We start from the raw sequence: 12,787 nt of genomic DNA, 5'->3' as shown, positions 1-12,787 counted from the left end.
TCAGGAGTGATAACGTCAACACCTCATGTATGAGCCATACCAAGTCAAGGCACTTACGTTTCTTAATGCGAGAGAATTTTCTCCAAGTGTTTGACCGTAGGTGTTAAATTTACTAAGAAGTAAGCCTCACGAAGCCTTCGTGATGGATTGCTCTTGTACAGATAGCCCCCGCCACCGTTGTGAATCATGCTCGCTTCTACAGCGCGCAAGGTTAGATAGGTAATTTCTAATCGAAAAGCAGCAAAATCCTTCCACTTATAGTTCTCTGATCCTCTATCTAAATAACGGTACACCCGGTTTCTCACATCAGTATGAGATGTTTTTAGATCTTCGGGTTGAACAGGCAGGTACTGGTTGCAAGCAGATTGTTTGTTTTTTACTTTTTCCATCGATTGAACAGAAGCATCTGTAACTCCCAAACCAAGAGGTATTTGGTACATCAGGAAATACGGCCGTACGCGGCTGATAAAAGTATCTGCATCCTCAGCAACAATCCATTTATCAGGGATGAAGCATTGGTCAAACTGGCAAACATACGTAGCACTTCCGTTAATTCCAAGATAATCTGTTTTTTCTTTAAGGGTTAAACCGTCTGCTTGGCAGGGAATAAAAGCCATAATACGCTGATTATCAGCCGTGCTCGCCACTGCTCCAAACCAATGATCGGTCCCTAGATTAGAAACCGAGGGGAGAGTACCAGAGACAAGATAACCATCATCTGTTTTTTCGGCTCTTAAATGGAGTTTCTCCACTCCTCCATAAAATTTCATCGGGTTCGATAAACCAGTACCTGCCAATAAACTGCCATCTTCCAGCTTTGGCAATATATTATTTTTTAAAAATTCATTTGTCGTGTGGCGCAAGTAAGTGAGAGCAGCTAACTGACACCACAATACGAAACCAGTCGTCATACATACCTTGGATACTTCTTCAACCAATTGGAATTCTCGGAGAAAAACTTCCTTCTTTGTACAAGAATCCGATGCATAGTAACCCTCTTTTCCCAATTGATGTAAAAATTCTTTAGGGTACAAACTATCCGTATCAATAGAGCGGACAAGTGGTTTTAAATTCTTTTGGACGAGACGGGTTAAATGGTTGGACTCTGTCATGGGGTTTGACTTTATCATAGGACAGTTTCTCTCCTTTCCAATACGGACTTTTATTTATCAGTTGAGATTTCAGTGATGGAATCAAGTGGTGTTTTGACAGCTTCACGTGCACGTTTGACAGCGTCTTCGTCTGGAGCATCATAAAAACATAGACACTTGGACATGTCTTCACATACATACGTACGTTCAAAAGATACTTCTGGTACTTCGGCGTAATGAATAGAATTTTTCTTCTTCCGGGCTAGGTATTGATCCATCGTAAGATCCTCGGGAAGGTTCCATTCTACAAGATAATTTACTTTATCTGATTGCTTTTTCACTTCTTCTAGATCCTTTCCAACAATACGAACGGCTTTCACTAAATCAACAGATAACCCATTGCCATTTAAAGTGTCAGTAAGATTAGATTCATTTTCCGTTTCGAAAATGAAAAAAGATCTTGAAAAGTCAGCAGCTGTTTGGACTTCGATTAATTCTATATTTTCTTTTTGAACAGCTTCCTGTAAAGCAGAGACCCTATCTTCAAACGTTTTCTTATCATTGATTTCACCGTTAAAAGTTGATTCTACTAAAAACAATCCCATTATTACTCCTCCTAATCATTAAATCCGATAATTTTTATATGAAATTAAGTTTATAATTCATATTATTATACTATGATTAAAAAATCAACTGAAAATAGAAATAAATTTAAATAAATATTAAGGTGCTCTATTGCTCTATAGAAAGGAGAAAGAAGGAAAAATAAATATAATAAAACTGAGTTGACAAATTGGTAAACATATAATAAAGTGGTCAAAAACATACTATTCTTATTGGAATAAAAAACAAAAGGGGGGACTTTTTTGAATCAAACAACTATCATAAACGTTGAAAAAATGAGCAAAAGCTTTGAGAAAAAATCTGAAGTTCTTCCCGTATTGAAGAATATAACGTTTGACATTCAAAAGGGAGAAGTTGTATCTATCTTAGGTGAAAGCGGTTGTGGTAAAAGTACTCTCTTAAACATCGTTGGAGGATTTGTCACTCCTGATGAGGGAAACGTTTATTTAGATGGAAAAGTGGTAGAGCAGCCAAACCGAAGATGTATTATGTTGTTCCAAGATTACGGATTACTGCCGTGGCGATCGGTACGTCACAACGTCGAGCTTGGCTTAGAAGGGTTGAAATTAACTGCTAAGGAACGAAAAGAAAGAGCGTTATATTACTTGAAGTTAGTCGGTCTTGAAGATAAAGGGGAATTGTTTCCAAAAGAGATGTCAGGTGGTATGCAGCAACGTATAGGAATAGCAAGAGCTTTGGCGTTACGTCCTGAACTCATACTGATGGATGAACCGTTTGCGGCCCTTGACACTTTTAATAGATACTACCTTCAAGACGAACTTTTGCGAATTCAAGAGCAGGAGGATACAACCATTATACTCGTTACTCATGATATAGACGAAGCGATTTATTTGTCAGATCGGATATTTATTATGCATCCTAACCCTGGGATTATCCACAAGGAAATCAATATTGAGCTTGCAAAACCCAGAGATAGAAGTCATGGGGATTTTCAATATTATAGGAAGTATATCTTTGAAGAATTTCGCTTTAATCGGCCGGAAATGGCTATTGATTTTAATATTTAAGAATAACAAAGCAATGCACCAAACAGATATGAAAAATACCTGTGAGTAACTTTAAAACATGTCATATAATTGTTCGGGTTAAACGTTTAATGAAATTATATGGAGAGCAACGAAAGAAATAGGGAGGACGAACAATGAAGAATTTGAAGGGTGTTTTACAATTAGCAGTGTTTATCTTTGTAATAGGGCTGTTGGCAGCTTGCGGAGCGGGGGAAGACACAGCAGCAGATAGTTCTAGCGATGAAAAGCCTACCATAAAGATCGGGTATTTGCCGATCACCCATGCGGTTCCCTTATTCATTGAAGAACAAGAAGAGAAGTATGAAGGTTTTAATTTAGAATTAGTGAAATTCGGCTCATGGACTGAGTTAATTGATGCCTTAAATACAGGTAACATTGATGGTGCGTCCATGTTGGTAACACTAGCGATGAAATCAAAGGAACAAGGGATTGATTTGAAAGCAGTAGCCCTTGGTCACCGTGACGGAAACGTATTAGTTACAAACAACGATATAGATAATGCAGAAGACCTCAAAGGGAAAAAATTTGCCATCCCTCATAAGTTTTCTTCTCATAATATTTTACTGTATCACATGCTTAAGCAAAATGGACTTGAATATGAAGATGTCGAAGCAATTGAACTGCCACCTGCTGAAATGCCGGCTGCATTGGCTGAAGGAAGAATTGCAGGTTACTTAGTAGCTGAGCCGTTTGGAGCGGTATCTGTTGCGATAGACCAAGGAAAAGTCCTATATCAAGATCAAGAAGTGTGGCCGGGATCGATTGATTGTACACTCGTTCTTCGAGAAGAATTTATAGAAGAACAAAATGAAATAGCACAAGAGTTTATGGATTATTATGTAGAAGCCGGAGAGACAGCGGAACATAAAGATGAGCACGCTTACGAGATGGCATCCGAATATTTAGATGTTGATCAAGAAGTAATGGACTTGTCTTTTAAATGGATTGCTTATGATGATTTAAGAATTCACGAAGACGATTATGAACAATTAACGGATAGTCTTGTAGAAATGGGCCTTCAGGACAATCCGCCGTCCTATGAAGAGTTTGTGGACAATTCTTTCATTGATAAGGCGAAGTGATACGATGAGCATTCCTAAAACTACCATAAATATCATTGCTGGGATGGCAATTTTGTTAGTAGTGTGGCAAGCTTTGATCCTAATAGGAGGATATGAAGAAGCACTTTTCCCACCGCCTCTGCGAGTGGGAGAGGGCATTCTTTCTTTAATAGCGGATGGCACATTATTTACTCATTTCCAAGTGAGTTTCTTAAGGTTCTTAGCTGGATATATATCCGCGGTTATATTGGCTATTTTCTTAGGGCTCATCCTTGGTAGAATGCCATTATTATGGGGAGTTCTAAACCCGATTGCACAATTAATAAGACCGGTTTCGCCCGTAGCGTGGTCTCCATTCATTGTATTATGGTTTGGAATAGGTAATATGCCAGCAATCGTTATCATTTTCATTGCTTCCTTCTTTCCGGTTTTGCTCTCCACTGTATCAGCTGTTAAGAATGTTGATCAAACCTATTTAAAAATTGCTCAGAATTTCGAGATGAAAGGGTTCGAATTAGTAAAAAAGATTATCTTTCCGGCTGCATTTCCATATATTGCAAACGGATTGCATATTGCTGTAGGAACAGCTTGGATTTTTCTTGTAGCTGGAGAAATGGTCGGAGCGCAGTCTGGTTTAGGATACTTGATTGTTGATGCCAGAAATTCGATGAGACTGGATCTTGTGATGGCTGGTATTCTGTTTATAGGAGTATCCGGATTGCTTCTCGATAAAGCGGTAGGGCTGTTTGAGAATTGGATTAACAAAAAATGGGGAAGAACTTAAATGGATACGCTGCTCAGCTTGTAGTTTAAAGCATGAGCAGTTTTTTTATTATTATCGCGACGATTGTGTCGAATACTACAAGAGGAAGGTGGGGATAGTAAGGGCATGAAAAAATGAGCGGAGGGATAGTTATGACTCAGTCTGAAGAAAACATGCCTAAAAATCCGGAACCTTACTGGCGAGAAGGGTTAAATCTGCCGGAATTTCCTCGTTTGAGTGAAAGCAAAGATGTTGATGTCGTTATCATCGGAGGGGGTATGACGGGGATAACATCTGCTTATTTATTATCACAGGAAGGGTTGAAAGTGGCTGTATTGGAGGCAGATAAACTGTTAAACGGTACGACTGGGCACACTACAGCCAAAATTACCGCACAGCATGGACTTATCTACGATACTTTTATTCAAAACCTTGGAGCTAGCAAAGCAAGATTATATTATGAAGCAAACGAGAAGGCAGCTCAATTTATACGCAATACAATCCAAGAAGATAACATAGACTGTGATTACAAGGAGCAAGATGCTTATCTATATGCCACGACGGAGCAATATGCAAAAAAGCTAGAAAAAGAATGGAAGGCGTATGAGCGTCTTAAAATAGAAGGAGAAATGGGGAACGATATTCCTTTTCGTATAAAGGTAACACAGTCACTATCTATGAAAAATCAGGCCCAGTTCCACCCTTTGAAGTATTTGACTCACCTTACGAATAGGATTAAAGAGAATGGGGGAGACATACATGAACATACAACGGCGGTAAACATTACAGAAGGAAAAACTCATCCTATCATTCACACTCGGGATGGGTATAAAGTGAGAGGACGCTATGCACTTATCTGCTCTCACTTTCCATTTTATGAAGGTGCAGGTTTTTACTCGACTCGAATGCATGCAGATCGTGCTTATGTGTTAGGTGTTACAACAAAAGAATCTTATCCTGGAGGTATGTATTTAAGCGTTGATCAACCGAATCGTTCATTGCGGGCCGCCAATATAAATGGAGAAGAACTCATATTAGTAAGCGGAGAGAGTCATAAAACGGGCCAGGGCGAGGATACTATGAATCATTATAAAGCACTGGAAGAATTCGGGAGAGAAATATTCACAATTGATAAAATAGCATATCGCTGGTCCACCCAGGACTTGATCACGTTAGATAAACTTCCATACATCGGACCTATCACAAAAGGAGAACCTCGTGTTCTTTTGGCCACCGGCTTTCGAAAGTGGGGCATGACGAATAGTACAGCGGCAGCATTGCTTTTCAAAGATAAAGTACTTGGTGAGAAAAGTCCGTACGAAGAACTTTATCATCCATCACGTTTTTACGTACAGCCAAGCTTGAAAAATTTTCTCGTAGAAAACGGAGATGTAGCTCGTCATTTAATAAAAGGGAAGCTTGATGTTCCGGCGTGGAGTCCGGAAGTTGTAGTAAAAGGAGAAGGGAAAGTGGTCTCGGTCAACGGCCATCGAAAAGGAGCATATCGGGATGAAACGGGTGATTTGCACATCGTTGATACTACATGTACTCATGTCGGTTGTGAAGTAGAGTGGAATGACGGAGACCGTACTTGGGATTGCCCGTGTCACGGCTCTCGTTTCTCTTATACGGGAGAAGTCATTGAAGGTCCAGCCGAAAAGCCACTACAAAAACACGATCACACGATTTTTGACAACCTAACATCTGAAAACTCGGGATATTAACATTCGGAAAGAGGGCTCTCAGCTCTCTTTTCTTTTGCGAATACATAAAATCGTTGCTATGCTCGCATTGAATGTTGATTTAAATGGAGGGATAATAGTGAGCGAGGTAGTGCTTCCAGACCAAACCGTTGTTTCTCAACTCGGACAAGGAACATGGCACATGGGAGAAGATCCAAAACAGAGGGCTGCAGAAATCAGGGCTTTGCAGCTTGGGATTGATCGAGGAATGACGCTGATCGATACGGCTGAAATGTATGCCGATGGAGAAGCCGAAACAGTGGTAGGCGAAGCAATAAAAGGGAGAAGAGATGATGTTTTTTTAGTTTCTAAGGTGTATCCGTTCCGGGCTGGACGGGAGTTGATTGAGCAGGCATGTGAGCAAAGCTTAAAACGTCTGCAAACAGATTACTTAGATTTATATCTGTTACACTGGCAAGGCAATGTTCCGTTATCAGAGACCATTGAAGGCATGGAAATGCTGCAAGCGGCCGGCAAAATCAAACGGTGGGGTGTGTCTAACTTGGATATATCCGATATGAAAGAGTTACAGAGCCTTCGTGGCGGAGAGCGCTGTGCTGTCAATCAAGTACTATACCATTTGGGTTCTAGAGGAATTGAGTATGACTTGTTACCTTGGCAAAGAGAAGCGGGGATGCCCATTATGGCATACTGTCCCCTGGCTCAGGGAGGGAGACATCGTCAACAATTAATACAAAATCCGACCCTTGATAAAATTGCCAAAAATCATGACGCCTCCCCTTTGCAAATTGCACTCGCTTGGACAATGAGAACAAATGATGTGATATCGATACCAAAAGCTGTTCAAGAGAAACATGTAATTGAGAATGCGGAAGCCGCAATGATAAAACTGACAGAGACAGAACTCGAGGAATTAGATCGTGCGTTTCCTCCGCCTAACAGAAAACAACCACTAGATATCGTTTAATAAGGTAAAGGCAAGGTTCATTACTACCCTGGATTTCCACGAATCCTGGGTAGTTTTTGTATGTATGGAGGGGGGGAGTGGTGTTTTGATCATTTTCTCAATTGAGGTTTATATTTTTGATCCTTCTCATGGTAAATGTCACTGGGTTTAACATCAACGTAAAAAAATTGGAAGGTTAAGCTTTCTGTTCGCGGGTATAGAAATATTGACTCAAGCTAACAACCACAACAGAAAGAAAGAGCGAGGTGTATCAACAATGAACATTTTATTAACATCAGGCGCAAGGAGAATAGATTTTGTTAGTTTTTTTCGAGATGCTTTAAAAAATGCAGGTATCGTTGGTGACGTTATTGTGGCAGACCCAGAACACAATGCTCCATCACTCCAAGTGGGTGATGTGAACTATGTCATCCCCCATCAAACAGATGAGCGCTATATGGAGGCTATCGTTAATATATGCAAAGATCACGAAGTAAAAGCGCTTGTCCCATTAAACGATTGGGAAGTGCCAAAGATTTCAAACCATAAAAAAGAACTCGAGGATCTAGGTGTTCACGTTTTCACGCCTGATTCTGAAGTGGTAGATAAAGTGCGCGATAAAGGGAAGTATCGGGAGCTGCTCGGTTCATTTGATGTTGTCGCTCCTCGCTCCTATTTAAACGTAGAAGACGCAGAACGTGCTCTCAATAATAGTGAAGTAGATTATCCTCTGATTGTCAAACCGAGAAATGGCTCAGCATCTATTGGTATTGAAATTGTTCATGATTTAGATGCATTAAAGTTTGCGTATCAGCAAGCGGTTCAGACCATTAAAGAAACCCCGCTGGATGACGCGACTTCTAAGAATGCGGAAGAGAACGTTATTATTCAAGAAGTGATTGAAGGGGAAAAGTTTAGCTTGGATATGTTTAATGACTTAAACGGCAAATTCCTCGCTTCGTTTGTTCGTAAACAGCTAGAAATGAGGGGTGGAGATGTAGATCGGTGTATCACTGTCCACCAGAAAGAATTAAAAGACATTGCTAGAAAAATGGGAGAGAATTTAGGACACGCTGGTTATATGAATGCAGACGTATACTATGATGGAAAAGAATATTATGTGATTGACATTAATCCTCGCTTCGGCGGCGGCTATGCATTTTCTCATGTGGCGGGGGCAGATATACCGTCAGCTATTATCGCATTAGCAGACGGCCGAGAGGTGAAGAACGAATGGCTTGAAGATGATCAGGAAATTGAACTGGCTCGTCATGACACGGTTGTACGAATTGACGAACGGAAAGTAAAAGATTCTCTGACTCTACGAAACTAAATAGTGTTAGAAGGCTGTCTCGCGCTTCTTTTATTTCATAACCGTAAGAGAATGTTTATCTCCGGAGTCCTCAGGAAAAAGAAGTATGGAAACGGTAAGAATAATAGGAGGGAGACAATGGGTGATCCAATCCCTTTGTTAGAAAAACTTGTGAAAATAGACAGCTCAACAAAGTCAGGCGTTAATCAATCCATTGCTTATTGTGAAGAGTGGCTGAAAAAACGAGGATTACCAGTGAAAAAGCTTGAGAACAATGGGTATCATATGCTTGTTTCCGAACTTGGTAAAGGTGATAAAACAATCATCTTAAACGGTCATATTGATGTAATAGAAGCCGATGAAAAACAATTCCAACCTTATATAGAAGAGGGGAAATTATATGGCCGTGGTTCAGCCGATATGAAAGCCGGCGTAGCGGCGATGATGGAAACGATGGATCAGTTAAAGAAAATGAATCCTAATTGTAAGGTGCAACTGCAAATTGTCCCTGATGAAGAAACAGGCGGGATTAACGGAACGAAATATTTGACGGAACAAGGATATATTGGGGACTTCATAATTTGTGGTGAACCGACAAATCTCGGAATTGCTATTCAATCCAAAGGTGTTTTACAACTTGATTTTACACTAGAAGGAAAGCCGGCTCATGGAAGCAGACCTTGGGAAGGAAAGAACGCAATAAAAGAAGCGTATGATCTTTATGAGGATATTCTGCAGCTTCCTTTTGCATTAGAAACAGCTCCTCCGATGTTTGATAAACCATCGATTAATCTGGCGAAGATAAAGGCTGGCACAGTGTACAATAAAGTTCCGGAAAAATGTGAGATGTCACTTGATATTCGCTTTCTGCCGGATCAGTCGCCTGAGGAGATATTCAAACAGATTAAGGACATTACAAAAGGTGAGGTGCACATTCATATACTGAATGACCCTGTTAAAACAAAGGAGGACAATCCATTTGTTCTTTCCTTGGCCGAGTCCTTAACCAGCCAAACACAGTTAGAACGTGCAAATTTATATGGACAGCATGGTTCAAATGACGGACAATATTTCACAAAATACGGAGGCTCCGCCGTTGAATTTGGACCTGCCGGTTTTGATTGGCACGGAAATAAAGAAATGGTCTACGTGGAATCCGTAAGAGCATATCAGAATGTACTTGTGGACTTCGTACTATCATGTTCTGGAATTGAGAAAGCTATATCAAGTGGATAGATAATAAAAGAACCCCATCCGTCAATGACGGATGGGGTTCTTTGTTGTTCGTGGGGGAGTATTAGTAACCTCCGTATCCTCCGCCCCAGGCAGCTCCTACGATAATTAACAAGATAAACAGAACAACAATTAAGGCGAAGCTTCCGCCGTATCCGCCTGAATAACCCATTATAACCTCTCCTTTTATTTAGTAATGTTCAGCTACCGCTGACGTTATATCTATATGTAGCTAAGAGAGAAATGGGAGAGCATAAACACATTTTATGTAAATTGGGCACCCACTAATCTTTTTAACAAATAATACACATAATTAAATTATAATTATTATAAATTAGTATTGATTTTATTTTGATAAGTGTTATCATATAAACATAGAAAATAACTGAGGTGATGACAATGAGTATAGATAATAAAAAATTAACAACAGCATCAGGGGCTCCTGTTGGAGATAATCAGAACTCCATCACAGCCGGTTCACGCGGTCCTGTACTAATTCAGGATGTACATTTATTAGAAAAGCTTGCCCACTTTAACCGGGAACGCATCCCGGAACGTGTTGTCCATGCAAAAGGGGCAGGGGCCCATGGTTATTTTGAAGTGACCAATGATGTGACAAAATACACAAAAGCTGATTTCTTGAACCAAGTTGGAAAACAAACTCCTGTCTTTCTTCGGTTTTCCACGGTCGCAGGGGAGTTGGGATCAGCCGATACAGTTCGTGATCCACGCGGATTCGCGGTGAAATTCTATACAGAAGAAGGGAACTATGATCTAGTTGGGAACAACACACCTATCTTCTTTATTAGAGATGCTATCAAGTTCCCTGATTTTATTCATACTCAAAAACGCCATCCGCAAACCCATTTAAAAGACCCCAACATGGTCTGGGATTTTTGGTCCCTGTCACCAGAGTCCCTTCACCAAGTTACGTACTTACATGGTGATCGAGGAATCCCGGCCACTCTTCGCCATATGAATGGATACGGAAGTCATACCTTTAAATGGGTGAATGACGAAGGAGAGGCCTACTGGGTAAAATACCACTTTATTAGTGAGCAAGGTGTAAAAGCTTTAGACGAATCACTTGCTACAAAAATAGCTGGAGAAAATCCAGATTATCATACAGAAGATTTATTTCATGCTATTGAAAATAAAGATTTTCCTGCGTGGAAGCTTTACGTTCAAATTATGCCGTATCATGAAGCAGCCACATACAAGTGGGATCCATTTGATGTGACGAAAGTGTGGTCACAAAAAGACTATCCGAGAATAGAAGTGGGACGTCTTGTACTTAACCGTAACCCGGAGAATTACTTCGCAGAGGTGGAACAAGCCGCGTTTTCACCTGGTCACTTTGTACCTGGAATAGAGGCTTCCCCTGATAAAATGTTACAAGGTCGTCTGTTTGCCTATGCGGATGCCCATCGTTACCGTCTTGGTGCCAACCATGAACAGCTGCCGGTTAACCAGTCTCGTCACAACCCTCATAATTACCAGCGAGATGGTTACATGAGAGTCGACGGGAATGGGGGCAGTTCTGTAAACTATGAACCTAACAGCTTTGACGGACCAAAAGAATCACCAGAAACGAAACTCACTCCTTTCGAAGTTTCAGGCCAAGTGGACAGTGTAAGTTATGATCGTGATGATCATTACACTCAAGCTGGTGATTTATACCGATTGATGAGTGATGAGGAAAAAGATCGTCTCATAGAGGCTGTTGTTAATCATATGAAGCCTGTAGAGAAAGAAGAAATAAAGCTTCGACAAATCTCTCATTTTTATAAAGCGGATCCAGAATATGGACGCCGTGTTGCTGAAGGTCTTGGTCTTTCAGTACCTGAAGACCAAACAGTAAAAAACTAATGTAAAAAGCCAGCAGAGTCAAACTTTGCTGGCTTTATCTGTATCGGCTCTCGGAACGTACGCCGTTATGAATCTGTTTGAGTTTTTCCTGGGTGACCTTCCCACGAAGGCTGATCATCGGTTTCATATATACCTAAGGTAACATCATCAATGTCAGGATCTGATAATATGTCATTTTGTACCTGATTCTTTATGTCGTCAGCTTCATCAAGGGATAATCCTTTCGTCAATTCGATATAAGCTTCGACATGATATTGCCTTCCTTCTTGTAAAATGCGCATTTTCTTAATATCTACTACTTCCGTGTGACTTAGAATTGTATCGGCCACTCGATCTTCCACTTTCTTTGGCGCAGCTACTCCAATGAGGCCGACCATATTGTCATACCCAACTTTCAGGGCGATTCCAATAAGAAGAAGGCCAATTAATAATGTCCCTACCCCGTCAAGAAACAACATACCGGTGTAGTTAGCCAATAGCACGAAAATCAAAGCAAGTAACGTACCAAAGGTAGCAATGTTGTCTTCGTAGAATACGAGCCGTGTGGGCGGTGATGCGTATTTAACATTTTTATATGCCTCAGGGATGATTGCGAACCCAGTAGTATCGGATCGTGATTCTTTCGCTATCTCCTTTATAACTTTAATTAAGACGTAACCATCAACGAGAACTGCAGCTGCTAAGATAAAAACATTTAACCAGAAGTTAGAAGAGGCTTGTGGATTCCAAATCAGATCCCATCCAGTAATAATCGATTCATATGCCATAACAGCTACTACCATGACGGCGACTAGCACAAAAAGGTTAACGACCCGTCCGAATCCTGCGGGAAAACGCTTAGTAGGTTCTTTTTCTGCGAGGGCACTCCCAAAAAAAACAAAGCCTTGGTTTGTAGCGTCAGCAACTGAGTGCAACGTCGTTGCAAACATAGTCCCACTCCCGCTTAAAGTCGCAGCTATACCTTTTACAACAGCTAATACTGTATTCCCTAAGGCTGCTACACCGGAAGAGACATTTCCTCTTTTGAAAAACTCAATGATTGCCATTTGCTTCACCTGACCAATGTCTTTTCTTTTAATGAGAAGAGACAGATTTTAATCTTAGTATGGCTTCCGCTCAAAAAAATATGAATGCAG

12 protein-coding genes are annotated in these 12,787 nt (G+C 40.6%); 8 read left to right on the top strand and 4 right to left on the bottom strand.

What is annotated here, in order from left to right; translation table 11 throughout:
• Positions 1–62: 62 nt before the first annotated feature.
• Entirely contained in the window at positions 63–1,130 is a 1,068-nt protein-coding gene (locus BM095_RS10975; RefSeq protein ID WP_143083218.1) for an acyl-CoA dehydrogenase family protein, read from the bottom strand.
• A gap of 32 nt (positions 1,131–1,162) precedes the next feature.
• Positions 1,163–1,696, bottom strand: a complete 534-nt coding sequence (locus BM095_RS10970) for a DUF4242 domain-containing protein (RefSeq protein WP_091661571.1) — start codon at positions 1,694–1,696, stop codon at positions 1,163–1,165.
• Between the two features lie 261 nt (positions 1,697–1,957).
• Here BM095_RS10970 and BM095_RS10965 point away from each other — a divergent pair, with 261 nt between their 5' ends.
• From BM095_RS10965 to BM095_RS10935, 7 genes are all read left to right on the top strand, one after another.
• Entirely contained in the window at positions 1,958–2,743 is a 786-nt protein-coding gene (locus tag BM095_RS10965; protein WP_091661568.1) for an ABC transporter ATP-binding protein, read from the top strand.
• Positions 2,744–2,877: 134 nt separating this feature from the next.
• On the top strand, positions 2,878–3,846 hold the full coding sequence (locus BM095_RS10960; protein ID WP_091661565.1) for an ABC transporter substrate-binding protein: 969 nt from the start codon (positions 2,878–2,880) through the stop codon (positions 3,844–3,846).
• Positions 3,847–3,850: 4 nt separating this feature from the next.
• The gene (locus BM095_RS10955) at positions 3,851–4,609 is read left to right on the top strand and encodes an ABC transporter permease (protein WP_091661561.1); all 759 of its coding nucleotides are present in this window, start codon (positions 3,851–3,853) and stop codon (positions 4,607–4,609) included.
• A 131-nt stretch (positions 4,610–4,740) separates the two neighbouring features.
• A complete protein-coding gene (locus BM095_RS10950; protein ID WP_091661558.1) occupies positions 4,741–6,312 on the top strand; it encodes an FAD-dependent oxidoreductase in 1,572 nt (523 codons plus the stop codon).
• Positions 6,313–6,409: 97 nt separating this feature from the next.
• Positions 6,410–7,258 carry an aldo/keto reductase gene (locus BM095_RS10945; protein ID WP_245757880.1) on the top strand — a complete coding sequence of 283 codons (849 nt, stop codon included), beginning with the start codon at positions 6,410–6,412 and terminating at the stop codon, positions 7,256–7,258.
• Between the two features lie 256 nt (positions 7,259–7,514).
• A complete protein-coding gene (locus BM095_RS10940; protein ID WP_091661555.1) occupies positions 7,515–8,570 on the top strand; it encodes an ATP-grasp domain-containing protein in 1,056 nt (351 codons plus the stop codon).
• A 117-nt stretch (positions 8,571–8,687) separates the two neighbouring features.
• Complete coding sequence (locus tag BM095_RS10935) at positions 8,688–9,785, top strand: M20 family metallopeptidase (RefSeq protein ID WP_177194788.1); 1,098 nt, start codon at positions 8,688–8,690, stop codon at positions 9,783–9,785.
• A 61-nt stretch (positions 9,786–9,846) separates the two neighbouring features.
• Here BM095_RS10935 and BM095_RS10930 read toward each other — a convergent pair whose 3' ends face one another.
• Positions 9,847–9,954 carry a YjcZ family sporulation protein gene (locus BM095_RS10930; RefSeq protein ID WP_091661553.1) on the bottom strand — a complete coding sequence of 36 codons (108 nt, stop codon included), beginning with the start codon at positions 9,952–9,954 and terminating at the stop codon, positions 9,847–9,849.
• Positions 9,955–10,187: 233 nt separating this feature from the next.
• On the opposite strand from BM095_RS10930, the gene BM095_RS10925 reads away from it, so the two are divergent.
• Positions 10,188–11,651: a catalase gene (locus BM095_RS10925; protein WP_091661802.1), complete on the top strand. Its 1,464-nt coding sequence runs from the start codon at positions 10,188–10,190 to the stop codon at positions 11,649–11,651.
• A gap of 65 nt (positions 11,652–11,716) precedes the next feature.
• Here BM095_RS10925 and BM095_RS10920 read toward each other — a convergent pair whose 3' ends face one another.
• Positions 11,717–12,697, bottom strand: a complete 981-nt coding sequence (locus BM095_RS10920; protein ID WP_091661550.1) for a cation diffusion facilitator family transporter — start codon at positions 12,695–12,697, stop codon at positions 11,717–11,719.
• Positions 12,698–12,787: the final 90 nt, after the last annotated feature.

The sequence above is a fragment of the Alteribacillus iranensis genome (assembly GCF_900113025.1).
GTDB classification, from domain to species: Bacteria; Bacillota; Bacilli; order Bacillales; family Marinococcaceae; genus Alteribacillus_A; species Alteribacillus_A iranensis.
The sequence above is the reverse complement of the archived record's forward strand: the minus strand, read 5'-3'. Positions and strand labels throughout refer to the sequence as shown.

Bases quoted from the DNA above. Each gene is read 5' to 3' on its own strand.
- BM095_RS10975 (WP_143083218.1), bottom strand. From the start codon at position 1,130: ATGATAAAGTCAAACCCCATGACAGAGTCCAACCATTTAACCCGTCTC.
- BM095_RS10970 (WP_091661571.1), bottom strand. From the start codon at position 1,696: ATGGGATTGTTTTTAGTAGAATCAACTTTTAACGGTGAAATCAATGAT.
- BM095_RS10960 (WP_091661565.1), top strand. From the start codon at position 2,878: ATGAAGAATTTGAAGGGTGTTTTACAATTAGCAGTGTTTATCTTTGTA.
- BM095_RS10955 (WP_091661561.1), top strand. From the start codon at position 3,851: ATGAGCATTCCTAAAACTACCATAAATATCATTGCTGGGATGGCAATT.
- BM095_RS10950 (WP_091661558.1), top strand. From the start codon at position 4,741: ATGACTCAGTCTGAAGAAAACATGCCTAAAAATCCGGAACCTTACTGG.
- BM095_RS10940 (WP_091661555.1), top strand. From the start codon at position 7,515: ATGAACATTTTATTAACATCAGGCGCAAGGAGAATAGATTTTGTTAGT.
- BM095_RS10935 (WP_177194788.1), top strand. From the start codon at position 8,688: ATGGGTGATCCAATCCCTTTGTTAGAAAAACTTGTGAAAATAGACAGC.
- BM095_RS10930 (WP_091661553.1), bottom strand. From the start codon at position 9,954: ATGGGTTATTCAGGCGGATACGGCGGAAGCTTCGCCTTAATTGTTGTT.
- BM095_RS10920 (WP_091661550.1), bottom strand. From the start codon at position 12,697: ATGGCAATCATTGAGTTTTTCAAAAGAGGAAATGTCTCTTCCGGTGTA.